This window comes from Vibrio sp. Y176 (assembly GCF_033438945.1).
Window position 1 is genome coordinate 58562 of sequence record NZ_JAWOQS010000006.1, and the last position, 23500, is coordinate 82061.

Genomic DNA, 23500 nt, shown 5'->3' on the forward strand with positions numbered 1-23500 from the left:
ACCAAGCTTCTGCTCAGCACCCCGGAATATGTGACGGAATGTGTGTGATTTAAAGATAAAAGGTTATTCGGATGAAGCTTGCTTCGCCGCTTAACTTTGCTAAACGAAGAGAACAGTCCTCTATTCCGGCGCGCTTTATACCATATTTTAGCTCACTGTGGCTAGTAAAAATTATTTCTTCACCGAGCCACTTTCTCCTATTTATAAGCAAAACTTTAAACATATGATCGAATTAAGAATGATGCATATTCCTATCTAACTTGGGTTAACGCCCCGATGTCTGATAGAATGCGGCCATTCGCACGTTTACGTGCTTAGGAATAAGTAGAGAAAGCCAATGTCAATCAAGATTAAAACTGCTGAAGAAATAGAACGCATGCGCATTGCGGGCAAGCTAGCCGCAGAGATTCTAGAAATGATCGAACCACACATCAAAGTTGGTGTGACGACAGAAGAGTTAAACAAAATCTGTCATGAGTACGCTCTAGAAAAAGGTGCATACTCTGCTCCGCTTGATTACCATGGTTTCCCTAAGTCGATCTGTACTTCAATCAACCATATCGTATGCCACGGTATTCCAGCGGAAAAAGACGAAATCGGTAGCAACGGCCAAATGAAGCCGGCGGTACTAAAAGATGGCGACATCTTAAACGTTGATATTACCGTAATCGTTCCAAATGATGAGAATGCCGATCTGAGCGTGCGTCCTCAGGGGTACCATGGTGACACTTCTAAGATGTTCCTAGTCGGTGATGTTTCGCCTGCAAACAAACGTCTATGCATGGTAGCTCAAGAAGCACTGTATGTTGGTATGCGTACCGTTAAGCCAGGTTCAACGGTTGGTGACATCGGTACAGCTATCGAGAAGTACATCAAAGAGAACAACAAGAACAATCCTCGCAACAAGTTTTCTATTGTGAAAGACTTCTGTGGTCACGGTATCGGCGATGAGTTCCATGAAGAACCACAAGTGGTTCATTACAAGAACAAAGACCGCCGCGTATTAAAAGAAGGCATGTGCTTTACTATTGAGCCGATGATTAACGCAGGTAAATTTGGTTGCTCTGTTGATGCACAAGATGACTGGACTGTTTACACGGGCGACGGCAAGAACTCTGCGCAATGGGAACATACCATTGTTGTAACAAAAGAAGGTTGTGAAGTACTGACGCTTCGTAGCGACGATACGATTCCTCGCCTAATGAAAAACGCGTAAAGCTGACGACCACTCGTTGTTTACTATATCCCTGCTTCGGCGGGGATATTTTTTATCTGCCGCAAATTTGTTAGATTGTTATTAGATTAGCTTGCACGGATGGCAAATATGACACTTCAGTCCCCTCTTACCTTTTCCGATGAACAAATCAATATCGGTGAACTCAAACAAGAATTAGAGAAGTTTAGCTCTAATCAAAACCAAGAGTTTCTCAATCATCATCCGGTAACAAGCTTGGTTTTAGCCAGAGCTGAATATATGGATCTGCTTCTCAATCGTTTGTGGCAACATTTTGGCTTCAAGGATATTTACAACATTTCCCTGGTTGCCGTTGGTGGCTACGGACGCGGCGAGCTGCATCCGCTCTCCGATATCGATATTTTGATTCTGTCGAACAATAAACTGCCAACCGCGTTAGAAGCAAAAATCAGCGAATTCATTACGCTGTTGTGGGATTTAAAACTCGAGGTCGGACACGCTGTTCGCACCGTTACTGAATGTGCTGAAATTGGTAAAGCCGATCTAACGGTCGCGACAAACCTGCAAGAAGCGCGATTGCTGTGTGGAAGCGAGGACACCTTTCAGGCACTGAAGAAAGTCGTGTTATCAGACTCTTTCTGGCCAAGTGAGACGTTTTACCGCGCTAAAATTCAAGAGCAGCGCGAACGCCATGCACGTTACCACGACACGACCTACAACTTAGAACCAGACATTAAATCAACCCCTGGCGGGCTGCGCGATATTCATACATTAAGCTGGGTCGCTCGACGTCACTTTGGTGCTACTTCATTGTTGGAAATGAGCCGATACGGATTTTTAACTGACGCAGAATACCGAGAATTGGTTGAATGTCAGGACTTCCTTTGGCGAGTACGTTTCGCTCTGCACATGGAGCTTCGCCGCTATGACAACCGCTTGACCTTTGCCCATCAAGCTCAAGTTGCGGAAAATCTAGGCTACGTCGGAGAAGGCAATCGAGGCGTAGAAATGATGATGAAAGAGTTCTACCGCACGCTTCGTCGTGTGGCAGAGCTCAATAAAATGCTACTCAAACTCTTTGACCAAGCGATCATTAATGGTGGGGCAACAGAAAGTGCCGAGATTCTCGATACGGACTTTCAACGTCGCGGTTCTTTAATTGAAGCGCGGAAACCCGCATTGTTCCAAGCTCGCCCAGAAACTATTCTGGATATGTTCTTACATATTGCTAACGACTCAACTATTGAAGGGGTGAGCCCACCAACGCTGCGTCAACTGCGCACCGCTCGGCGTCGGCTCAACAAGTTTTTGCACACCATTCCTGCTGCGCGTGAAAAGTTCATGGCGTTATGTCGTCACCCTAATGCTCTTCACAAAGCATTCAGCCTCATGCACCGATTAGGGGTTATGGCGGCCTATTTACCGCAATGGAGTCAGATTGTTGGTCAAATGCAGTTTGACTTATTCCATGCCTACACCGTTGATGAACACAGTATTCGCTTACTTAAACACATCAACACTTTTAGTGACCCAGAAAATCATGCGAAGCACCCTATTTGCTGTGACGTCTACCCTCGGATGCAAAAGAAAGAGCTGCTGATTATTGCCGCTATTTTCCACGATATCGGGAAAGGTCGTGGCGGCGATCACTCGATTATCGGTGAAGGAGAAGCATACGACTTCTGCATTGAGCATGGCTTATCGAAGCCCGAAGCGAAACTTGTCGCTTGGTTGGTAAGACATCATCTATTAATGTCTGTCACCGCACAGCGCCGAGACATTTATGATCCTGATGTTATTACCGAATTTGCCAAAAAAGTCAGAGACGAAGAATCTCTCGATTATCTTGTATGCCTGACAGTTGCAGATATTTGTGCAACCAACCCAGAACTTTGGAATGCTTGGAAACGAACTTTACTTGCGGAGCTGTATTACTCCACACAACGTGCTTTACGTAGAGGCCTAGAGAACCCTGTCGATGTGCGTGAGCGAATTCGCCACAATCAACAAATGGCCTCCGCAATGCTGCGCAAAGAGGGGTTTGCCGCGCGCGAAATTGAAGTATTGTGGCAACGCTTCAAAGCTGACTACTTCCTTCGTCATACCCATACGCAAATCGCGTGGCACTGCGAACACTTACTTCGCATGGAAGATCCGACTAAGCCTTTGGTGTTGATCAGTAAAAAAGCCACTCGTGGCGGCACTGAGGTGTTTGTATATACGAAAGACCAGCCTGCTTTATTTGCGACAGTCGTGGCGGAGTTAGATAGGCGTAATTTTAATGTACACGACGCGCAAATCATGACCAGCAAAGATGGGCACGTGATTGATACCTTTATGGTACTCGATCAACATGGCGAAGCGATCGATGAGTCTCGTCACGCCGCGGTGATTAAACACCTCACTCATGTACTGGAGGCAGGCCGACCAACCAAGATTAAAACGCGCCGTACTCCGAACAAACTTCAGCACTTTAACGTGAAAACCAAAGTCGACTTCTTACCAACCAAAGGTAAAAAACACACTTTAATGGAGTTTGTCGCGCTAGACACACCAGGGCTGTTGGCCAAAGTAGGCCGTACGTTTGCTGATTTAAATATCAACCTTCATGGTGCAAAAATCACCACCATTGGTGAGCGAGCAGAAGACTTGTTTATTTTAACCAGTGATGCAGGGGGAAGATTAAGTGAAGAACAACAGGATGAGCTAAGAGAGAGATTGATCGAAAAGTTATCTGATGAGGTCGCAGCTTAGATCAAACCTGCCAATCTTTTCGGTTCAGGGCGAGAGCGATCTTGCCCACAATTTAAGCATTTTGGCTAAATATCAGCTATCTAGCTCATACATAGGCTGCTACAGTTATATCAATATCAATTCGATGTAATAGAGGTAGCCTATGTATCCCCACCTCACTGGTTTGGGTATTCACGACCCTAAGCAGATTGAACGTTATTCCCTACGCCAAGAAGCACACAAAGACGTACTCAAGATCTATTTCCACAAGCAAAAAGGCGAACTGTTCGCTAAAAGCGTTAAATTCAAATACCCGCGCCAAATCAAAAATGTTCTTGTGGACAGTGGCAGTCACAAATATAAAGAAGTAACGGAAATCAACCGTAACCTCACATTAGTCATTGATGAACTGAATAAAATCACTAAGCCAACGAAACAACCTGAGGTTGATGTAAAAGAGAAAATTCTTTCAGACCTTCGTCATTTAGAAAAAGTCGTTTCGAGCAAGATCGCAGAGATCGAAGCGGATCTTGAAAAACTAAAGTAAAACGTTAAGTCTTAAATATTAAAAAGGGTTAGCATTGATGCTAACCCTTTTTATTTGTACTCAATCATTATCTAGATCTAACTGCGCCGATTATCGGTTCATCCCACTCAAATCGAGTAAACAATTGCTGCCAAGTTTCATCAAGATTGGCCGTCATGACAATCTCTTGATCGGTAAATGGATGGACAAACCGTAACTCTGAAGCATGCAGTAGCAAACGATGAGAATCAAACTCTGTGCGATACAGCTTGTTGTGCTTTCCATCCCCGTGCGTTGTATCACCCACGATCGGATGGCGTAGATGTGCCATATGACGACGAAGTTGGTGCTTACGCCCCGTTTTAGGTTTCATCTCAACTAAGCAATAACGCGTTGTAGGAAATTTACCCGTCGAATAGGGAACCTCCACTTTAGCCAACGGCTTATATTCCGTCACCGCTTCTTGCGCTTCTTTTTCTTGTGAAGCGAACTTATCAGCAATCTTGTCTAACTCCACTTTGAGTGCGTAATCCAAGACGCCCTCTTCCTCAATCCAACCGCGTACTATTGCGTGGTATGTCTTTTCCATTTTATGTTCAGCAAACATCGGCATGACTTGTGATGCGACTTCACTCGACAACGCAAACACGAGCACACCAGATGTTGGGCGATCCAGACGATGCAATGGGAACACATGCTGACCAATTTGGTCGCGCAAAGTTTGCATGACAAACTGAGTTTCGTGTTTATCTAACCAACTGCGATGCACTAACATGCCTGCAGGCTTGTTGACCGCTACAAAATATTCATCCTGATAAACGATCTCCAGCTCAACTGGTTCTGAAGATCGCGTTAGTTCTTGTTCTAGCATTCGTTTACTTACACAGTTCGTCAATGGTTCGGATTGTAACGAGCAGCTCGGCGAACTGCGGTTCCTGCTTCCACGCTTCTGAAAAATAGGGCTCGAGAGAAAACCCTCTTGGCAGTGGTTGGTTATTTTTCACTAGTGCGTGCATTCTGGCTATAAAAATCCACTGCAACCACTCATGAGGATGCAATGTATCAATCGCAAATGGCTCCGCACTTTGTAAGGCTTGCTCTGAAGGCATAGTGTATTGCCACAATTTATGCTCTCTAAGCTGCGTTTCAAGTTGGTGAAGTAAGTCGACCAATTGAGTATTTGTTACCATTAATTCTATCTCGAACCTTGAATTAGCCGAGAATGATACCATTTCTTGTGAAAAGAACGTTAGGACGTCGTATTTAATGGAAAACATTCAAACCCTCACTCAACTGTTGAACAACAGCCACTGTGATTATCAAATCTTCGATCTTGGTCGCCGTATCAAAACCATCGCTAAGAAAGAGTTTACCGATGTAGAAAAAGGTCAAGCACCTTACCCATTTCCAATGCAGCGTAAAGCACACCTTGCCATCGCTTATTGGAATGAACAAAAGCAACCTTGGATTTGGTTTCTAAAGTTTGAATTGGACGAGCGCGGTTTGTTAAAGCAAGCGGATATCGGCAATTTCATTAAATACGTCGTGGAGGCTATGGGAACACGCCTCAATGATGATATCACTGAAGAGCAACAACAAAAGCTGTCTAACAACCCATACACTTTCAAACCTTCCGAAGATAAAATGGCCGTGTTTCATAGCCAGGTCCGCGCAAACCTCAATCTTCCTACCAGCCAATATTACGAGCATACCCAGCATTACTTCTCTGGAGGTTTAGGCTGGGATAATTGGCAAACTGTAGGTCTGCAAGGTATCACAGACATAGCCGCTCGCCTGGACAAAGAGCAAAACGGGGTAATGATACGCAAAGCGTTGAACCACCTACCAAATGAGCCACTTTATGCCCTATTAGGTGCGCTTGAGCACGTAGAGCTTCAAGAGCGTTTAGCAGAACGTATCGCGGAAAAGGCACAGCAAGAAATCGCAAGTAGCGAACCTGATCTCTTCCTACTTTCAGCACTTATCCGAGCCCTTGCTGGTGCACCAACAGAAGTCGCCTCTCCAGTATTAGATGCGATATTGCATAGCCCTCGTTTAAGCCATCAGGAGGTATTGATTGGTGTGGCGGGTCGCGCTTGGCACTTACTCGCCAATGAAAAGGTAGCAGAACAGTTTTTGCTGCGTTTAGCTCAAACCGGTAATCAAGCCCTATTTAATCAGTTATTTGCCGATTTAGTGATGCTGCCAGAGTTAAGAATGGTGTTATTGCCTTTACTGCATTCAAACCCATCAGAGGAACTAGCAAATGCGCTAGTAAGCTTACAACAAACAACAAAAAGCTAAGAAAGGTTCAGGAATGATTGGTGATCTTTTAGCAATTTTAGGGCTCTGCTTTTTCTGTTACCTGTTTTGGCAACAGCGTCGCCAAGCCGAACTCGCAAAAGCGGCCATCACGCGTAAATGTGAGCAATTGGATCTCCAATTAATCAGCATCGCCTTTGGTGCCCATAAACTAAAAACGCCAGACGGAGTCTGGCGTTGGCATACGGTGTATCAATTTGAGTTTTCATCTCTTGGTGACGATTGCTACCAAGGAGAGTTAACCATGGTCGGTTTCAGGCCGCAGAACTTTCACCTACCACCGCATCGCTTGTAAATTCCATTTCAAAGTAAGGACCATATACATCCTTACTTTCTTTTGTTTTAACAAATCCCAGCTTTTTCAGTACCGCCATAGAAGCTTGATGATTGCTATTCACGTTAGCTTTCACCTTATTCAAGCCCAACTCACGGCACGCTTTGGGGAAAAATGCTTTTAGTGCTTCTGTTGCTAACCCTTTACCCCAATATGATTTATCAAAAATAAACCCTAATTCAGGTTCGGAATCGAGATTAGCAATGAACACGTGCCCCATATAGTCACGACTGGTGCTCTCTAGCACTGCCATACTATAAATGTTCTCATCATCCAGTATTTTCTCAAACATCTGTTTGGCAGACGCAACTGTATACGGACCATTCAATTCAGCACGGTTTTTCGCACAGCAATTCAGCATGACGAATTCTAGTTGCAACGACTCATTGTAGGGTAGAAGAAGCATTCTTCTGGTTACTATGGCCACATCTGTTCCTTGATTACAACAAACTTAATCTATCCGCAGATCACAAACTCGATGAGCTGAACATGCTCAATGATTGCGGGCATAACACCTTGTAGAGAAGCCGAAAGTTAAACCAACTGGTTGGAAAGGATATTGATCTGAGTTGTTTTTTATTAAGTGTTATTAGGAATTTATATATTTTGTGATATTGATATCCCCAAGTAACATCGAGATGCTGAATTCAATGAGAACACTGGATATCGTTTTTATATAAGAAAGACCCCGACACATAAGTATCGGGGTCATGGTCTTACTCGCAGCAGTCCGGCTACTAAAAGTGCTCCATGCATCATCCATAATAGTGGCTGATTCCGTCAGCTTATTCCTTACGTCGCCGTCCTAGCGGTGTCCTTATCATCCTGACTGCTAACATTCCTCGTTAGCACACGTCACTTGTTCCTTGAGCGGTGTCCCTTGCATCTTCCTGATGCTGTCCATAACCTCAATCCTAGAGGGGTCCATTGTCTATCCTTAGTCATCAACATCCTATTGATGATCGTATCCTTACAATGTCCTACGCTCCATGCTTGATTAATCATCCTGACCAACCAAATCGTCTTCCTGACGATAACCAAATCCTTGGTGCTTTCCTGTTCCATGTCTGCTTCCTGCTGACAACTCTCAATTTACGCCTTTTCCAAAAATAGACAATCTATCCAAGATAAATATTTGGCTCTCACATTGGTTAACAAGTTGTTAAATCATTATTTATCAGAAACTTAAGCTCTTCAGCTTCTCTTTTTCCGCTTACGAAATCGTTTTCTCTCACAACCTATGTAAGAGATCTCTCACACTACACTCTCCAAAATGCCATTCGCCAAATCAGCGCACTCAACGTATGATGATAGATATATCGTTGTTAAGGATTAAAAATGTTAACTCAAGACGTTACTAAAGAATTAGAAGCGGCAATGGAACAGTTGCAACAACAAGGAAAAGAGCCAACCGTAGCGTTAGTGAAAGCACGATTGAAAACGCCAGTTCCAATGCCAGCGTTAATCACCGCAATAAAAAGTTGGAAGAGTGCTCAACGCGTACCCAAGGTTGAAATCGCAGCACAGCACCACACCGATAATGATCGTCTTGAAGCCCTAGAACGCACCGTAAAAATGCTAGCCATTCGTATTGAAGAGTTAGAAGCGAAACTCAGTGAGAAATCATCATGAAGTTATGGGTAGATGCAGACGCGTGTCCGAAAGTTATTCGCGAAACCATTGTGCGTGCCGCCGAGCGTACGGGGATTGAATGTACGTTTGTCGCTAACCACGTTGTCCCTGTGCCGAAAAGAGACAACATCCACTCGCTGCAAGTCCCTGCGGGATTTGACATCGCAGACAACGAAATCGTCAAGCGTGTAGAAGCCAACGATTTGGTGATCACGTCAGATATTCCGCTTGCAGATGAGGTTATCTCTAAAGGCGCTCAAGCCCTCAGTTCTCGTGGCGAGCTCTATACAAAAGACACCATCAAAGCTCGCCTAAATATCCGCGACTTTATGGAAACCATGCGTTCAAGCGGAATTCAGACAGGTGGGCCCGCCGCGCTTTCTCAAACCGATCGACGCGAATTTGCAAACCATTTGGATCGTATTTTGGCGAAATTCAAGAAGTAACCCTCACTCTATTCATATTGAGCCAGCAAATCAAAGCCTGGCTCATTCCTGAAAATTCATTCTCAGCATTGCACCCAAAGCGTGCTCTTACTCCCATTTGTTTTGTTCTGTTTATTTTTCATCTCGCTCGCCATAGCTTCAATATGCAACGTGGTTTATTTTGAACGACGTTTTTAATAAGTGTATAGAGAATAATGGGCTTTAACATCGTTTCCAGTGGAAGCTACCTGCCAACGAATCAATGGTCTGCTCGAGAGATGGATCGCTTCCTAAAATTAGCGCCAGGGACCTGCCGAAATAAATTCGACGTTGAATATCGTCATGTAGCCAATACAAAAGAGACCGCTATTTACATGGCAGTGCAGGCAATAGAGCAGTGTTTAGGAAACACACATACCTTAAGCTCCGTTGATCTTCTTATCTACGCTAGCGGCACACACCACCAGTCTCTACCCTACGACGCCTCAGCGGTTCTCGCCGCGTTAGACGCTCCAACATGGCTAGAAAGCTTTGATTTGAACAGCACCTGTTTATCCTTTCTCTCTGCGCTTGATCTTGCCCAGAGTCTATTCTTAGCAAAACGATACCGTCGGATTCTTATTGTCACCAGCGAACTCGCCACTGGCATCACACTGAATCGAAATTTTACGCTCAAACCAGAAGTTGCAACGCTATTCGCAGACGGTGCCGCCGCATTTTTGCTCGAAGAACACAACGATGATGGATTGCTCACCAGTCACTTTGAAACGCATCATACCGGGTATTCATTTTGTCAAATTAAGGGCGGAGGTAGTCATATCAATCCGCATACCTCCGAACATCAAGCCTATTTAAAAAGTTGCCAGTTTGAGATGGAGGGCAAAGCACTCTTTAAACATGTGCGTAACGCCTTACCAGCGTTTCTAAAAAAAGGGTTTGACGCCTCTCCGGTAACACTCGGCGATATTGATTATTTTCTTCCTCATCAAGCCAGCGCGCATGGATTAAAAAAACTGCCTTCACTCACCGGGCTACCAACAGAGAAAACCGTTAATCACTTTTCGACTTTGGGAAACCAAGTCGCCGCCTCACTCCCAATTAACTTACACTGGCTGCGTAATCAGCCAGAAACCGCAGGAAAACATGTGTTATTAGCTGGCACCGCCGCAGGGTTGTCACTAGGGATGGGAGTGCTAAAACTATGAAGATATTGGTCACTGGTGGCAGCGGGATGTTGGGTAGCGCAATTCTGAGAATGTTTCACCAGCAGCATGAACTGCATTTTACAGCACGAAATACAGTCATCGCTAAACAACTCGCCGAGCAATTCGATGTTATCCCCCATATAGTCGATTTAAGAGACCACTCAGCAGTTCATGCGGTATGCCAAGGTATGGATGCAATCATCCATTGTGCCGCTCTCTCAAGCCCATGGGGAAAGTGGCAGGCGTTTTATCAAGCCAATGTAGATGCCACCAAAAACCTCGTCAATGCGGCTAATACCCATCAAATCTCGCGTTTTATCCATATTTCCTCCACCAGCGTCTACTTTGACCATCAAGACCGTTGGAATATTCGAGAAACCGACGCCATAGCTTCATACTGGTGTAATGATTATGCACACACAAAATACCTATCGGAAATTGAAGCCGTAAAAGGCCGAAGTAAAGCGATCATTTTAAGGCCGCGTGGCATTTTTGGACCCAATGATCGCGCGATTATCCCAAGAGTGCTTAAGGCGATAAAAAACAACACTCTGCTTCTGCCATCGGGTAGAAATCCTGTGGTTGATCTGACCTATGTCGACAACGTTGCCCATGCAGCGATGCTCGCTTGCACTCAGGCAGGCCAACTTCAGCATGGTGATGTGTTCAACATTTCCAACAACGAACCAATGCCAATTGAGACTGTTCTGCAAGCTTTATGTGAGGGGTTAAACCTAAAAGTAACGTTACAATCATTACCATACGGTGTGGTATCACCATTATTAAAGCTCAGTGAGCAAATACGAAGGCACTTACCACATCAGCCAGAACCAAGGCTCACCTCATACAGCGCAGGATTATTTAACTATCATCAAACTCTGGATATCAGCAAGGCGAAACAAACACTGAATTACCAACCGCTTTTTTCAATTCAAGAAGGAATACAGCAGTATGCAAACTGGTCTAAAAATAAAAATCTTTGAGGCTGGACACTGCGTACACCCAGGCTTTGTTGTCAAACCAGGTTCTGGTATCAAGCCTAGAGCATTTCCGGCAGCCGTTGCGTTAATTCAGCACCCAACACAAGGCAACATCCTGTTTGACACGGGATATCACGAGCATTTTTTTAGCGCGACTCGCCCCTTCCCTGAACGTTTTTATGCTTGGACAACACCTTGTCGCTATAAAAAAGAACACGGAATTGTTGCGCAGTTAGCAAAAGAAAGTCTCAAACCTCATGATATTGAACACTTAGTACTCTCCCACTTCCATGCTGATCACATTGCTGCCGTGTCTGAGTTTTCCCACTCTCAATTGCATTGCCAACAAAAAGGGGTGGATGCAATTACTAAAAGTGGTCGAATTGGAGGCGTAAGAAAAGGATACCTAAAAGCTCTACTTCCTCCACAACTTGAATCTAAATTATTCATTCATAGTGACTTTTCTGTACCAATCAGCCAAATTCTTCCTCAGTGCCAAGGTGTTAATTTGCTCTGTAAAGACATGTTCGACGACGGATTCATTTATATGGTTAGCTTGCCAGGCCATGCTGCGGGTCAAGTGGGCCTATTAGTTAAGAGAGAACGAGATTGGATGTTCTTACTCGCCGATGCATGTTGGTTAATTGAGAGCTTGAGTGAAAATATCGATCAGCATTGGCTGGCTAACATGCTTTGCGATGACACAAAGGCCTATAAAAACACCCTCTCCGAGTTGAGAAGTTGCTACCAACAAACCCACCACTTTGTTCGCTTCGTGCCTTCACATTGTCAGGAAACTATCCAGCAGCTAATCAAAGAAGGGTGGATGAAGTGATAACGCTTATCTCAGAATTCTGGCGAACCCGCTACCGCCCTTTCGGTTCAAGGGAACAAGTCGAAGCTTGGCAGCAACGACATTTAACGCAACACCTAGATTGGGTATGCTGTAATTCACCGTATTACCGCTCACTTCAAGGTGCAGTACTTAGTGATTTCCCTATCATGAATAAGCAAACCATGATGGAGAACCTCTCGGAGTTGAATACGAAAGGCTTAGATGCTGAACAGCTAATGCAACAAGCACTCGAAGCAGAACAGTCACGCAACTTCGCCGCTTCAAAAGTTGGCGATGTTACTGTTGGGCTTTCTTCGGGCACATCAGGCATGCGCGGGTTGTTTCTTGCTGACAAACAGGAAACGCAACTGTGGGCTGGCAATATATTGGCTCGCCTGTTGCCCAACCTATGGCAAAAGCACCGAATTGCGCTAGCCTTGCGCGCCAACAGCCCACTGTATAAATCCGTCGCGAAAGGCCCTGTCACATTCTTTTATGCGGATTTAACTAAACCTTACCAAGAATGGATAAAAGAGTTGGATGAGTTCCAACCCACGCTTTTGGTTGGTAGTGCGCAAGCTCTTCAGCTCTGCGCCCAGTTCAGCGGTCAATTTGGTCAACCCGCAATTCAACCACAGCGGATCATTTCTGGTGCAGAAGTCCTAACCGAGAGTGACCGTCACTTTATTTCTCAACGGTTCGACAGCGAACTCCATGAAGTCTATCAATGTACTGAAGGTTTTCTTGCATGTACGGATCAGCATGGACAAATGCGCTGGAATCAAGATGTTGTTTACATCGAAAAACATTGGCTGAATACCGAACGTACTCATTACAGCCCAATTATCACCGATTTTCGTCGTAAAACTCAGCCCATTATTCGTTATCAGCTCGACGATATTATTGAGAATAAACAGGATAATGGCGTATTTGAACCTCTTGGCGCGATTGCCGGACGATGTGGTGATCGCCTCACGCTAAACGCAAACCACGTCCCAGTGACGGTGTTACCAGATCTCATCTACCGCGCTATAACACTATCCGCCCAAAGTCGCGTGGATTACCGAATCACCCAAACAGGGTCACAAGCCATTCAAATTGAAGCGGATGTTCACCACCATCGGGTTATACATCAAGCCTTGATAAAGTTGTTTGACCAATTGCGGCTTGATCCTGTCAGATTTAGTTACCGCCCTGCGCCTATTTGGACGCCAATGAATAAACAACGACGTGTGGTGAACATATGCGGGTCTTAATCACCGGAGCCCGAGCACCAGTTGCACTAGAGTGGGCAACCATGTGTATGCATCATGGACATGACGTAATTCTCACCGATTCGCTAAAAAAAACTCTAGGATCGTTTTTGCGAGGTATCGAGTCTTATATCCCCACCGCTTCGCCTCGATTTGCGTTTCCCACCTATCAACAGCAGATCCTAAAAATCATTACTCAGATGCGTATTGATATGGTGATACCCACTTGTGAAGAAGTGTATTACTTGGCTCATGTTGCCAAACAATGCCCAGAAGTAGATTTTTTTCTGCCCAATGTAGGACTACTCAATGCCCTGCACAACAAGTTGACCGTCTTTGAACAGCTTCAAGATTTGCCAGAAATTACACTTCCCAAAACTCGTTTGGTCGCTGATAAAAGTGAGGTTGAAATTAATAAGAGAACCGTTCTAAAGCCAGTTTACTCTCGGTTTGGCGGGCAAGTCATAAGAGATGTGACGACTCAGTCTATTTCTGCCGCCACGATATCGCCCCTTTTCCCTTGGGTTCAGCAACAAAAAATCCAAGGGACTCCGGTGTGTAACTATGCAATTTTTGAACATGGTGAACTTAAAGCACACCAAGCTTATGTACCGAAATACTGTGTAAACAGCTCGGCCGCCAGTGCTTTTCAGCCGATCTCATGCAAACGACTAGATAGATTTATCGCCGCTTTTGGTAAACGTCATACTTATCATGGGCAAGTGTCGTTTGACTTCATCAAATCACAAGATGAACTCTACGTGATTGAATGTAACCCAAGAGCCACCAGTGGTTTGCACCTACTCTCGTCTCGATGCAACCAACTGCTTCCTAATATGGAGTTTACCAGTCCTTCCAAGCAGCGATTGCATCATTTAGGTCCAATAACACTCATCGCTGCAGGCGGGTTATCCCTGTTCAAGGCTCGAACTTGGCAAGATTGGTGGTCTGGAGTGAATGTGATGCAACAGCATAACTTACCGGTCGGGAGCCAAATCCGGAGTATGTTTGAATTACTCCGGTTAGCTAGGCAGAACAAGACGAAGTGGAGCGACGCTTCTACCGTTGATATTGAGTGGAATGGAGAGGCATTGAACCCATGACACTTTCCTCTCAAGAATGGCATCAAACCTTTATCACTCTTATGCAGTCAAATCCTATTGATGAATGCACAGCAAGCTTTGGTTGCTACTATATCGATGATGTTGCCATTCCTTACTCCGTAACACCAAAAATACCAAACAACTGTTATTCAGTCTCCCCTATGACACTGCTTAGTGGCTACGCCGCAGAAGAGCTTCACAAAGTCAAAAATATGGCTGTTCGATGGGTATGTAAGTTACTTATTAATATGACTAAACCAATCTTATCATTGGCTGGATTGGATCAAGTCCAAACGCTCAACAATCAGTGCTTGTCCACCAATATGTATAGCGAACAATGGGCAGCCTTAAATCTCGATGAACTGCGTCGCGTCGCACTCGATAAATATCCCACCTTTCCCTTGGTACTTCGCTCCATTAACCAACGTCAACAATCACGCTTTATTCAGCGATTAGAGCAGCAGCAATGGCAAAGCTTGGTAACACGACAAGTGTATTTACTTGATGATTGGCAAGCGTTCAGCTTCAACCGAGATTTAACGAAAGACTTCAAACTGCTTAATGATAAAGATTGGCAGTTTAGACCACTTACCACTGATGAAGAGTTTCAGCGTGCCAAAGAGTTATATGACATGCTTTACCTTGATAAATACAGCATCAATAACATCCAGTTTTCAACCCAATATTTAAAACAGGCGAGCCAGAACAAATTAGTAAAGTTAGTGGGACTGTTTTATCAAGAAGAGATGCTGGCTACGTTAGGCATTGTAGAAATTGATAATGATATGACTTGCCCAATTTTTGGCTACGATACCAATAAGCCACAACGCCTCGCATTGTATCGTCGAATATCGGCCTATACCATCCGCCACGCAATGATATTCCAGCGTCGCTTTAATATGAGCTCAGGTGCTCCGGCTTTTAAACGCAACAGAAAAGCCCAGCCAGAAATTGAATTTAGCTATGTGTATATTGCGCACTTACCCTGGTACAAACGCATAATTTGGAAAAGCTTGTGCTGGCTCACTCAGCACTTTTATCGCCCTTTGTTGATACGTTTTCAGCTATAATCCGACATCTATAATCAGGTAAGCCTGCGTACACAGTCTCAATCGATAAAAAAGCCTGCGACGTTCGCAGGCTTTTTATAATGGAGCTGTGTGAGGTAACCGTTTTCTACGGTGTGTAGTATGTTGCTGCGCCAGGGCCTACTGGTAAACCAAATACGAATACCCATAGGTAGAACAGCACACTCCAACCTACAATGAAGCAGATTGAGTAAGGTAGCATGGTCGCGATCAGCGTACCGATACCTAAGTTCTTCATGTAACGAGTCGCTACGGCAAGAATCAAACCAAAGTAGCTCATCATTGGAGTAATGATGTTTGTCGTCGAGTCACCAATTCGGTAAGCAGCCTGAATCGTTTCCGGTGCATAACCAACAAGCATCAACATAGGAACAAAAATCGGAGCCGTTACTGCCCACTGTGCCGATGCCGAACCAATCATTAGGTTGATAAATCCACACATCAGGATGAAGGCAAAGAACAACATTGGGCCAGTTAAGCCAATTTCTTGCAGGAAGCTAGCGCCAGCAACCGCGAATACCTGACCGAAGTTAGTCCATTTAAAGAAAGCAACGAACTGAGCCGCAAAGAAAACTAATACAATGTACATGCCCATAGAAGACATAGATTTCGCCATTGCATCAATTACATCGCGATCCGTCTTCATCGTGCCAACAACTTTACCAAACACAAAGCCTGGAATAGCAAAGAACACAAAGATGAATGCCACGATACTTTTCAGGAATGGTGAACCTGCAATTGTACCTGCATCAGAACGTAGAATGCCGTCTTCTGGAACAACCGTCCAAGCAAGCAGCGCTGAAACAACCAGTACAGCAACACCTGCTAGTTTTAGGCCTTTCTTCTCAATGTCTGTTAAGCCACCCATTTTGTCGTTCGACAAATCTTCTGAGGCTTCTTCTTCACTGTATTTGCCAAGCTTTGGCTCAACAATTTTTTCAGTAACAAACGCACCTGTGATTGCAATGAAGAATGTCGACACAAACATGAAGTACCAGTTAACTTCTGGACCAACAGTGTAAGTTGGGTCAATCATTTGCGCCGCCGTTTCAGTAATGCCTGACAACAGCGGGTCAACCGTACCAATAAGTAGGTTTGCTGAGTAACCACCAGATACACCAGCGAACGCCGCAGCAAGACCGGCAAGTGGATGACGACCTAAAGAATGGAACAGCATTGCAGCCAGTGGAATAAGTACCACATAGCCAAGCTCTGATGCCGTATTTGAAATGATACCCGCGAAAACGACCGTCACTGTTACCATGCGTTGAGATGCACCCATGACTAAGCCACGCATTGCTGCAGATAGCAAGCCTGAGTATTCAGCAATAGCAACACCCAACATCGCAACCAATACCGTACCCAAAGGTGCAAAGCCGACAAAGTTTTTCACTAGATTGGTAACGATTAGTTCAAGGCCATCAGCGTTAAGCAAGCTAACGACATGAATCATGCCATCCGCGGCACGACCTTTTGCACCCTCAGGACGAGGATCAACTACGGAAACTTCGAAGTATCCTGCAATACCCGACATCACCAGAATGGCTAAACAGAAAATGGCAAATAGTGTGATCGGGTGGGGTAATAAGTTCCCCAAATATTCGACAGTATCCAAAAAGCGCGTAAACAGCGGCTTCTTAGGCGAGTTTTGTTTAATTGAATCAGATGAACTCATCTGTTCCCTCCTTGTTTTTATTCCTATGCAAATGTGACAAAAATGTCAAAAAGCGTGCGAAGGGTACTTGAGTAGAAGGTCAAATAAAAGCCCTAAATGTTACAAACTGTGACGAACAGAGGCATTTATAACCAACATTGAATAAAAATGTAGATATTTCATCCATGTAAGATAATTAACTCAACATTATCAATTAAACAAAACCATAAGTTAGATATATGCAGGTTGATTACTTTTGCACAGCTTTGAATCTCGGGTTCGTTTTACAAATGACATAAAGACGCCCTCTCCGTTTTACAATCTGGCAATCCGGATGACGACTTTTTGCACTTTTTAATGATTTTACTACCTTCATGATTTATTCCTTTTCGCTCTTAAATTGACCAAAACGACGGTTGAAGTTCGCAATGCGACCTTCGGTTTGTACAACGCGCTGTTTACCGGTGTAGTACGGGTGAGAAGCTGACGACACATCTAACGTAAAGTAAGGGTAAGTTTTGCCATCTTTCCATTCGATGGTTCTCTCCGTTTTCAACGTAGAACCAACGACAAAGTACTTATCTACACTGGTGTCGTGGAACACCACAGGACGATATTCAGGGTGGATTCCTGGTTTCATAATACTTTTCCTTTCAATTAAATTGTTATGTTATAACATTTTAATTAATAATCATTATCAACAAGAAAAGCAAGAGAAATTTGTGATACTTTTCATCTCAATGAATTCTTAAAGATGTCCACCATGTATTCCATCGAACCCATCGGTGTCATTGAGACACCGTACAAAGAAAAGTTTGCAGTTCCGCGCCAACCACGCTTAGTACCAGAGGCTAAAGCACGCGTAAAACTGTTAGGTGCAGCAAATAGCCCTGAAGCAGTGCGTGGGCTAGAACAGTTCTCTCACGTTTGGTTGTTGTTTCTATTTGATCAGAACCTGGAAGCTGGTTGGAAACCAACTGTACGTCCGCCACGATTAGGCGGCAATGAACGAATTGGTGTCTTTGCCTCGCGCTCGACTTTCCGTCCAAACGGAATCGGAATGTCAGCCGTTGAAGTGAAAGGAGTCACTAAGCAAGGCGATCAAATCTATCTTGATTTAGGCAGTGTAGATCTCGTGGATGGGACACCGATTGTGGATATTAAGCCTTATATTCCCTATTCGGATTCTATTTCGGAAGCACAAGGCGGATACGCAGACCAAGAGCCAGAAAAGTCACAAGTCACCTTTTCTGCTCAAGCATTAGCAACGATAGAAAATCGATCCGATACTGACTATGTAAGATCAGTCATTGAACAAGTTCTGGCACAAGATCCTCGCCCTGCATATAAGAAAAACAAGCCGGACGACAAAGAATATGCGGTAAATTTGTTCGACTTGAACGTAAAGTTCACAGCAACAAGCAACTTAATAACGGTTACCGCTATTGAAAGCTTTTGACAAACGCAATTGGCTGATATTATAGACGGCTAACAAATTTCCCTTTCGGGAACTCCCATACTCCTGCTTATTCAAGCTTGAGTATCTAACTTAAATAAACGGATAAATTTAATGCGTACCAGTAATTATCTTCTTTCTACTCTGAAGGAGACTCCAAACGACGCAGAAGTAGTGAGCCACCAGCTCATGCTACGTGCAGGTATGATCCGTAAGCTGGCTTCAGGTTTATACACCTGGCTACCTACTGGTCTACGTGTACTGCGTAAAGTCGAAAACATCGTTCGTCAAGAAATCGACAATGCAGGCGCAGTCGAAACTTTGATGCCCGTTGTTCAGCCGTTTGAACTATGGGAAGAGACAGGCCGCAGCGAAAAGATGGGCCCTGAGCTACTTCGCTTTACTGACCGTCATGTTCGTCCGTTTGTACTTAGCCCAACCGCTGAAGAAGTGATCACTAGCCTTGTTCGCAATGAAGTGAGCTCTTACAAACAGCTTCCGCTAAACCTGTACCAAATCCAAACTAAATTTCGTGACGAACGACGCCCACGTTTTGGCGTAATGCGTTCACGTGAATTCTCAATGATGGATGCATACAGCTTTGACATTGATAAAGACGGACTACAAAAGTCATACGACGCAATGCACGATGCTTACTGTAAAGCATTCGATCGCATGGGTCTGGATTACCGTCCTGTACTTGCAGATAGCGGTGCTATCGGTGGTAGCGGCTCTCAAGAGTTCCACGTACTGGCTGAAAGCGGCGAAGATATCATCGCATTTTCTAGCGAGTCAGATTACGCGGCAAACATTGAAAAAGCAGAAGCACTAGCTCCAGCCTCTGAGGCTGCGGCACCAACACAAGAAATGACGTTGGTTGATACGCCAAACGCGAAAACAATCGCTGAATTGGTTGAGCAGTTCGAACTACCAATTGAAAAAACAGTGAAAACACTGTTTGTGAAAGCATCTGACGAAGTTGATGCGCCAATCATCGCGCTTATTATTCGTGGTGATCATGAACTGAACGAAGTGAAAGCAGAAAACCTTCCTCAGGTTGCAGCTCCACTGGAAATGGCATCTGAAGAAGAAATTCGTGAGCTTATCGGTGCAGGCCCTGGTTCACTTGGCCCTGTTGGCCTTAAACTGCCGTTCATTGTTGACCGCAGCGTTGCGGTAATGAGCGACTTCGGTGCGGGCGCGAACATCGACGGCAAACACTACTTCGGTATTAACTGGGGTCGTGATGTAGAGCTTGGCCAAGTTGAAGACCTACGTAACGTTGTGGAAGGTGACCCAAGCCCATGTGGCAAGGGCATTATCCAGCTTAAGCGTGGTATCGAAGTTGGCCATATCTTCCAACTAGGTAACGCTTACTCCGCAGCGATGAACTGTGGTGTACTGGGTCCTGATGGTAAGAACGTCATCCTAGAAATGGGTTGTTACGGTATCGGTATCACTCGCGTAGTAGCGGCTGCTATTGAACAAAACCACGACAAATACGGCATCATCTGGCCAGATGCAATCGCACCATTCCAGGTAGCGATCGTTCCAATGAACATGCACAAGTCAGAAGAAGTGAAAGAAGCCGCTGAGAAATTGTACGCTGAGCTAACAGCAATGGGCATCGAAGTGCTATTTGACGACCGTAAAGAACGCCCAGGCGTAATGTTCTCTGACATGGAGCTTATTGGTGTACCGCATACCATTATTATCGGTGACCGCTCAATGAAAGAAGGCAACTTCGAATACAAGAACCGTGCTACTGGTGAGAAAACAGCAGTCGCAATGACTGACATTGTTGAGCACGTAAAAGCTCAACTAAAGTAAGCACTAGACGAGTTCGCATTTGAAGTAGTTTCAAATAGTTAAAAAGGGTTGGCTTCGGTCAGCCCTTTTTATTACAGCTCAACATCCTCCCTCCACCTTTTTCGAACTATTCACTTTGTTAATCTTTGGTTCAGCTTCTTGCTATTAAACTGATTTCATCATCTAAAGGAGGTCAGTTATGGATTTAAAAAGTCTTCTAAACCAAGCACTCAAATCAGACTTACTTAAGCAAGGTGCAGATGCATTGGGCAAACAAACCAACAACATCAAATCCTCATCAAATTCAAGTAGTCTAAAAACGCTAGGAGCAGGTGCTGTAGGCGGAGGCCTCATCGGTATGCTGATGGGCTCAAAGAAAAGTAAAAAAATGACTAAAAAAATAGGGTCAAACGCATTAAAAGTCGGTGGCGCAGCTGCGCTTGGAGCCTTGGCCTACAAAGTGTATAACGACTGGCAAGCCAAGCAATCCGGTCAAGGTGTTCAAGAAACCTTTGACCCCGATGACAGTAAACACAGTGTCTTAATTTTAAAAGCAATGATTGGAGCTGCAAAAGCTGATGGTCACGTTGATGAAGAGGAAATGGCGCGCATTGAACAAGCTCTCGCGGATATGGGCGCAGATGAGCACGTTCGTCACCTCGTTCAGCAAGAGTTAAACAAACCGCTTGATCCTGCTGAAATTGCTAATCAGGCGACCTCTCCTCAACAAGCGTCAGAAATTTACCTGGCGTCTTTGATCGTCGCTGATGAACAAAACTTTATGGAAAAAGCGTATCTGCAAGAACTAGCAAAACAACTTCAACTTTCACCAGAAGTCACCCAGCAGTTAGAAGCACAAATGCAGTGATTAAATCTCGCTCAAGCAAACCTTCAACTTGAGCCAAAACAACTCTGTACTTTGAGTTTCAAATCCGCTGTGTGTATATTGAGATAAGTTATCATTTAGTGGAAAGAAAACATGCAAGTATACGGCTGTTGTGAACTGGTTCGTGAGCTTTATGCTCAGATTGGTAGTGGCGATCAAGCTTATATTCCCCAAGCAATTTCATGTGCAGTTAAAGCACTGAACGATGTTGCAGCGGATGAGTCCCTGCCTAAAGAAGTGCGTGAAAAAGCGGCATTTGCTGCGGCAAACCTACTGATTTCAGATTTTGAGGATAAGTAATGAATCTAGCGAACTTTGAATCCATGGATCCTGTCATGCTGATGAGCATTGTGAATATGAAGCTACGCGACGACTTCGGTGGTGACTTAGATAAACTGGTGGCTTTCTTCGATATCGAGCGCACAGCACTGGAGACAAAACTGGCTTCTGCTGGTTTTGACTTTCTTCCAGAAACAGGACAATTCCGTTAATCCACACCATGCTTGGCGGATAACCGAAACGAGAATAACCAATATGAAAAAGGGCTTGATGAGTTACCATCAAGCCCTTTTCTTTTATTCGATAGACGTCTCGGTTAGCCAAATGAAGCCCAGATGACTGTCGCCACAAGAATTGGACATACAAACTTCACATACGCAGGCCATAACTTACCAAACCAACCTTGCGTAAACTCCGGGCAACCTTGCTCAAGCTCTTTGATTTTTGAGTTGCGATTCCATACCCAACCACCAAATAAGCAGAATAAGAGCGCAGCGGTTGGTTGTAGATACTGAGTAGCAACCGTCGCGACCATACCAAACAGAGCGCCAAAGTTATAAACAATCACCACACTGAACAAGGCAATGAGACCACCTAAAACCCAGCTCGTTGCGCTGCGCTTAGTATTGAAGCGCTCACTCACTAAAGCCACTGGACACTCTAACATTGAAATGGAAGACGTTAGCGCCGCAATCGTCAGTAATAAGAAGAACACAATAGAGAACAATTGACCAAGCAAACCTAAGCTATCAAACATCAATGGCAATACGGTAAATACCAACGTATCAGAGCTTAATAGAGAGCCATCTTCTGCATAGATCTGAACGCCCTTTTGCATTGCCACAAACATCGCTGGCATCACCACTAATCCTGCAATGAAAGCAACGGCAGTATCTACCATGGTCACGTTCATCGCCATCTTTGGTAGGTTCTCTTTCTTACTCAAGTAAGAGCCATAAATCAGCATTGAACAGCCACCGATCGTAAGCGAGAAGAAGCCCTGCCCCATTGCGGCAAGAATCAACTTGCGGTCCCATACCTTTTCGAAATCCGGTACCAAGTAATGCTTTAGCCCTTCCATCGCACCGTTTTGCGTCATGATGTAAGCAAACAGTAGAGCAAACAGAACAAACAATGCTGGCATCAAACGTGTGGACCACTTCTCAATACCTTGTTTTACGCCACCTTGTACGATGAGAATCGTCAGTACATAAAAAGTAATGGTTCCGAACAAGTTACGTTCAACACTAAAGCCCTTTAGCCATTGAGTTGCAGCTTCTAACCCCATTAGATCTGTGATTGCACCCAGTAAAAAGCAGATCAACCAACCACCAACAATTGAATAAAACGCTAAGACAGCGCTTGGTACGCTTAAACCAATCCAACCCACAATGCCGCCGAGCTTTTTACCGGTAGGGTTATCTGTGATTGCACGCATACTGTCTACAGGGTTGGCTTGACCATGGCGACCAATCGCCATTTCAACCACCAGCATCGGAAATGCGACGATAAGAATCATCACCAAATAAACTAATAGGAAAGCACCGCCACCATTACTGGCTGCTTGAGTTGGGAAGCCCCAAATATTGCCAAGGCCAACTGCGGCACCTGCGGCAGCTAAGATGAACCCGAGACGAGAGCCAAAATGCTCGCGAGGCTGAGAAGAGGTTTGCTGTGTCATACTACTCACACAAAAATATCATTGAACTAGCTAACTAGTACACTATAGCAATATTCACTATTCAACAAGAGCACCTCGGTTAAATCCTCGACAGTTGAAACAAT

25 protein-coding genes are annotated in these 23500 nt (G+C 44.6%); 18 read left to right on the forward strand and 7 right to left on the reverse strand.

Annotated features, from left to right (window positions below; genetic code table 11):
• Window positions 1-337 precede the first annotated feature (337 nt).
• The 3 genes from map to R7O13_RS15790 all read left to right on the forward strand — a co-directional run bounded on the left by map (window position 338) and on the right by R7O13_RS15790 (window position 4475).
• A complete protein-coding gene (map, locus tag R7O13_RS15780; RefSeq protein WP_005380326.1) occupies window positions 338-1216 on the forward strand; it encodes a type I methionyl aminopeptidase in 879 nt (292 codons plus the stop codon).
• 108 nt (window positions 1217-1324) lie between these two features.
• Window positions 1325-3949 carry a bifunctional uridylyltransferase/uridylyl-removing protein GlnD gene (glnD, locus tag R7O13_RS15785; RefSeq protein ID WP_017636037.1) on the forward strand — a complete coding sequence of 875 codons (2625 nt, stop codon included), beginning with the start codon at window positions 1325-1327 and terminating at the stop codon, window positions 3947-3949.
• Between the two features lie 142 nt (window positions 3950-4091).
• Window positions 4092-4475 (forward strand): DUF3461 family protein, encoded by a 384-nt coding sequence (locus R7O13_RS15790; RefSeq protein WP_005380322.1) that lies wholly within the window; start codon window positions 4092-4094, stop codon window positions 4473-4475.
• 67 nt (window positions 4476-4542) lie between these two features.
• On the opposite strand, the gene truC is transcribed toward R7O13_RS15790, so the two are convergent.
• On the reverse strand, window positions 4543-5325 hold the full coding sequence (gene truC / locus R7O13_RS15795; protein ID WP_033905516.1) for a tRNA pseudouridine(65) synthase TruC: 783 nt from the start codon (window positions 5323-5325) through the stop codon (window positions 4543-4545).
• 4 nt (window positions 5326-5329) lie between these two features.
• Window positions 5330-5644, reverse strand: a complete 315-nt coding sequence (locus R7O13_RS15800; protein ID WP_042521408.1) for a YqcC family protein — start codon at window positions 5642-5644, stop codon at window positions 5330-5332.
• A 76-nt stretch (window positions 5645-5720) separates the two neighbouring features.
• On the opposite strand from R7O13_RS15800, the gene R7O13_RS15805 reads away from it, so the two are divergent.
• Window positions 5721-6758: a DUF3549 family protein gene (locus R7O13_RS15805; protein WP_005380317.1), complete on the forward strand. Its 1038-nt coding sequence runs from the start codon at window positions 5721-5723 to the stop codon at window positions 6756-6758.
• A 13-nt stretch (window positions 6759-6771) separates the two neighbouring features.
• The gene (locus R7O13_RS15810) at window positions 6772-7071 is read left to right on the forward strand and encodes a DUF3301 domain-containing protein (protein WP_005380315.1); all 300 of its coding nucleotides are present in this window, start codon (window positions 6772-6774) and stop codon (window positions 7069-7071) included.
• On the opposite strand, the gene R7O13_RS15815 is transcribed toward R7O13_RS15810, so the two are convergent.
• The gene (locus tag R7O13_RS15815; RefSeq protein WP_025768243.1) at window positions 7031-7516 is read right to left on the reverse strand and encodes a GNAT family N-acetyltransferase; all 486 of its coding nucleotides are present in this window, start codon (window positions 7514-7516) and stop codon (window positions 7031-7033) included. The two genes, R7O13_RS15810 and R7O13_RS15815, sit on opposite strands and share 41 nt — an antisense overlap.
• 932 nt (window positions 7517-8448) lie before the next feature.
• On the opposite strand from R7O13_RS15815, the gene R7O13_RS15820 reads away from it, so the two are divergent.
• From R7O13_RS15820 to R7O13_RS15855, 8 genes are all read left to right on the forward strand, one after another.
• Window positions 8449-8742 (forward strand): hypothetical protein, encoded by a 294-nt coding sequence (locus R7O13_RS15820; RefSeq protein ID WP_005391777.1) that lies wholly within the window; start codon window positions 8449-8451, stop codon window positions 8740-8742.
• Complete coding sequence (locus tag R7O13_RS15825; RefSeq protein ID WP_005380310.1) at window positions 8739-9188, forward strand: YaiI/YqxD family protein; 450 nt, start codon at window positions 8739-8741, stop codon at window positions 9186-9188. The genes R7O13_RS15820 and R7O13_RS15825 overlap by 4 nt, the downstream gene beginning before the upstream one ends.
• Before the next feature lie 194 nt (window positions 9189-9382).
• On the forward strand, window positions 9383-10372 hold the full coding sequence (locus R7O13_RS15830) for a ketoacyl-ACP synthase III (RefSeq protein WP_318304232.1): 990 nt from the start codon (window positions 9383-9385) through the stop codon (window positions 10370-10372).
• The gene (locus R7O13_RS15835) at window positions 10369-11355 is read left to right on the forward strand and encodes an NAD(P)-dependent oxidoreductase (RefSeq protein ID WP_318304234.1); all 987 of its coding nucleotides are present in this window, start codon (window positions 10369-10371) and stop codon (window positions 11353-11355) included. Before R7O13_RS15830 ends, R7O13_RS15835 begins: the two co-directional genes overlap by 4 nt.
• Window positions 11324-12187 carry an MBL fold metallo-hydrolase gene (locus tag R7O13_RS15840; protein ID WP_064368720.1) on the forward strand — a complete coding sequence of 288 codons (864 nt, stop codon included), beginning with the start codon at window positions 11324-11326 and terminating at the stop codon, window positions 12185-12187. Before R7O13_RS15835 ends, R7O13_RS15840 begins: the two co-directional genes overlap by 32 nt.
• Window positions 12175-13443, forward strand: coding sequence for a F390 synthetase-related protein (locus R7O13_RS15845; RefSeq protein ID WP_373921009.1), 1269 nt, complete (start codon window positions 12175-12177; stop codon window positions 13441-13443). Before R7O13_RS15840 ends, R7O13_RS15845 begins: the two co-directional genes overlap by 13 nt.
• Window positions 13431-14543, forward strand: a complete 1113-nt coding sequence (locus tag R7O13_RS15850) for an ATP-grasp domain-containing protein (protein WP_213868618.1) — start codon at window positions 13431-13433, stop codon at window positions 14541-14543. Before R7O13_RS15845 ends, R7O13_RS15850 begins: the two co-directional genes overlap by 13 nt.
• A complete protein-coding gene (locus R7O13_RS15855; RefSeq protein ID WP_213868620.1) occupies window positions 14540-15613 on the forward strand; it encodes a hypothetical protein in 1074 nt (357 codons plus the stop codon). The genes R7O13_RS15850 and R7O13_RS15855 overlap by 4 nt, the downstream gene beginning before the upstream one ends.
• 106 nt (window positions 15614-15719) lie before the next feature.
• On the opposite strand, the gene R7O13_RS15860 is transcribed toward R7O13_RS15855, so the two are convergent.
• The 3 genes from R7O13_RS15860 to R7O13_RS15870 form a co-directional block, all read right to left on the reverse strand.
• Window positions 15720-17306 carry an AbgT family transporter gene (locus R7O13_RS15860; protein WP_005380301.1) on the reverse strand — a complete coding sequence of 529 codons (1587 nt, stop codon included), beginning with the start codon at window positions 17304-17306 and terminating at the stop codon, window positions 15720-15722.
• A 229-nt stretch (window positions 17307-17535) separates the two neighbouring features.
• Window positions 17536-17661 carry a type B 50S ribosomal protein L36 gene (gene ykgO, locus R7O13_RS15865; protein WP_005380299.1) on the reverse strand — a complete coding sequence of 42 codons (126 nt, stop codon included), beginning with the start codon at window positions 17659-17661 and terminating at the stop codon, window positions 17536-17538.
• 3 nt (window positions 17662-17664) lie between these two features.
• Complete coding sequence (locus tag R7O13_RS15870; protein WP_005380295.1) at window positions 17665-17925, reverse strand: type B 50S ribosomal protein L31; 261 nt, start codon at window positions 17923-17925, stop codon at window positions 17665-17667.
• 123 nt (window positions 17926-18048) lie between these two features.
• Here R7O13_RS15870 and tsaA point away from each other — a divergent pair, with 123 nt between their 5' ends.
• The 5 genes from tsaA to R7O13_RS15895 all read left to right on the forward strand — a co-directional run bounded on the left by tsaA (window position 18049) and on the right by R7O13_RS15895 (window position 21927).
• The gene (gene tsaA, locus R7O13_RS15875) at window positions 18049-18744 is read left to right on the forward strand and encodes a tRNA (N6-threonylcarbamoyladenosine(37)-N6)-methyltransferase TrmO (RefSeq protein ID WP_005380294.1); all 696 of its coding nucleotides are present in this window, start codon (window positions 18049-18051) and stop codon (window positions 18742-18744) included.
• 111 nt (window positions 18745-18855) lie between these two features.
• Window positions 18856-20571 (forward strand): proline--tRNA ligase, encoded by a 1716-nt coding sequence (locus R7O13_RS15880; protein WP_054577581.1) that lies wholly within the window; start codon window positions 18856-18858, stop codon window positions 20569-20571.
• A gap of 178 nt (window positions 20572-20749) precedes the next feature.
• Window positions 20750-21418 (forward strand): tellurite resistance TerB family protein, encoded by a 669-nt coding sequence (locus R7O13_RS15885; RefSeq protein WP_053306724.1) that lies wholly within the window; start codon window positions 20750-20752, stop codon window positions 21416-21418.
• Window positions 21419-21529: 111 nt separating this feature from the next.
• Window positions 21530-21736 carry a YaeP family protein gene (locus tag R7O13_RS15890; protein WP_005391765.1) on the forward strand — a complete coding sequence of 69 codons (207 nt, stop codon included), beginning with the start codon at window positions 21530-21532 and terminating at the stop codon, window positions 21734-21736.
• Window positions 21736-21927 (forward strand): DUF4250 domain-containing protein, encoded by a 192-nt coding sequence (locus R7O13_RS15895; RefSeq protein ID WP_318304237.1) that lies wholly within the window; start codon window positions 21736-21738, stop codon window positions 21925-21927. The genes R7O13_RS15890 and R7O13_RS15895 overlap by 1 nt, the downstream gene beginning before the upstream one ends.
• 104 nt (window positions 21928-22031) lie before the next feature.
• Here the strand turns inward: R7O13_RS15895 and R7O13_RS15900 are convergent, their stop codons facing one another.
• Window positions 22032-23396, reverse strand: coding sequence for a sodium-dependent transporter (locus R7O13_RS15900; protein WP_033905531.1), 1365 nt, complete (start codon window positions 23394-23396; stop codon window positions 22032-22034).
• Window positions 23397-23500 lie beyond the last annotated feature (104 nt).

Coding starts and splice junctions, on each gene's coding strand:
- R7O13_RS15825 (WP_005380310.1), top strand. CDS start 8,739: ATGAAGTTATGGGTAGATGCAGACGCGTGTCCGAAAGTTATTCGCGAA.
- R7O13_RS15830 (WP_318304232.1), top strand. CDS start 9,383: ATGGGCTTTAACATCGTTTCCAGTGGAAGCTACCTGCCAACGAATCAA.
- R7O13_RS15800 (WP_042521408.1), bottom strand. CDS start 5,644: ATGGTAACAAATACTCAATTGGTCGACTTACTTCACCAACTTGAAACG.
- glnD (WP_017636037.1), top strand. CDS start 1,325: ATGACACTTCAGTCCCCTCTTACCTTTTCCGATGAACAAATCAATATC.
- R7O13_RS15820 (WP_005391777.1), top strand. CDS start 8,449: ATGTTAACTCAAGACGTTACTAAAGAATTAGAAGCGGCAATGGAACAG.
- R7O13_RS15850 (WP_213868618.1), top strand. CDS start 13,431: ATGCGGGTCTTAATCACCGGAGCCCGAGCACCAGTTGCACTAGAGTGG.
- R7O13_RS15840 (WP_064368720.1), top strand. CDS start 11,324: ATGCAAACTGGTCTAAAAATAAAAATCTTTGAGGCTGGACACTGCGTA.
- R7O13_RS15880 (WP_054577581.1), top strand. CDS start 18,856: ATGCGTACCAGTAATTATCTTCTTTCTACTCTGAAGGAGACTCCAAAC.
- R7O13_RS15815 (WP_025768243.1), bottom strand. CDS start 7,516: ATGCTTCTTCTACCCTACAATGAGTCGTTGCAACTAGAATTCGTCATG.
- R7O13_RS15895 (WP_318304237.1), top strand. CDS start 21,736: ATGAATCTAGCGAACTTTGAATCCATGGATCCTGTCATGCTGATGAGC.
- ykgO (WP_005380299.1), bottom strand. CDS start 17,661: ATGAAGGTAGTAAAATCATTAAAAAGTGCAAAAAGTCGTCATCCGGAT.
- R7O13_RS15870 (WP_005380295.1), bottom strand. CDS start 17,925: ATGAAACCAGGAATCCACCCTGAATATCGTCCTGTGGTGTTCCACGAC.
- tsaA (WP_005380294.1), top strand. CDS start 18,049: ATGTATTCCATCGAACCCATCGGTGTCATTGAGACACCGTACAAAGAA.
- R7O13_RS15835 (WP_318304234.1), top strand. CDS start 10,369: ATGAAGATATTGGTCACTGGTGGCAGCGGGATGTTGGGTAGCGCAATT.
- R7O13_RS15805 (WP_005380317.1), top strand. CDS start 5,721: ATGGAAAACATTCAAACCCTCACTCAACTGTTGAACAACAGCCACTGT.
- R7O13_RS15890 (WP_005391765.1), top strand. CDS start 21,530: ATGCAAGTATACGGCTGTTGTGAACTGGTTCGTGAGCTTTATGCTCAG.
- R7O13_RS15790 (WP_005380322.1), top strand. CDS start 4,092: ATGTATCCCCACCTCACTGGTTTGGGTATTCACGACCCTAAGCAGATT.
- R7O13_RS15860 (WP_005380301.1), bottom strand. CDS start 17,306: ATGAGTTCATCTGATTCAATTAAACAAAACTCGCCTAAGAAGCCGCTG.
- R7O13_RS15855 (WP_213868620.1), top strand. CDS start 14,540: ATGACACTTTCCTCTCAAGAATGGCATCAAACCTTTATCACTCTTATG.
- truC (WP_033905516.1), bottom strand. CDS start 5,325: ATGCTAGAACAAGAACTAACGCGATCTTCAGAACCAGTTGAGCTGGAG.
- R7O13_RS15900 (WP_033905531.1), bottom strand. CDS start 23,396: ATGACACAGCAAACCTCTTCTCAGCCTCGCGAGCATTTTGGCTCTCGT.
- map (WP_005380326.1), top strand. CDS start 338: ATGTCAATCAAGATTAAAACTGCTGAAGAAATAGAACGCATGCGCATT.
- R7O13_RS15885 (WP_053306724.1), top strand. CDS start 20,750: ATGGATTTAAAAAGTCTTCTAAACCAAGCACTCAAATCAGACTTACTT.
- R7O13_RS15810 (WP_005380315.1), top strand. CDS start 6,772: ATGATTGGTGATCTTTTAGCAATTTTAGGGCTCTGCTTTTTCTGTTAC.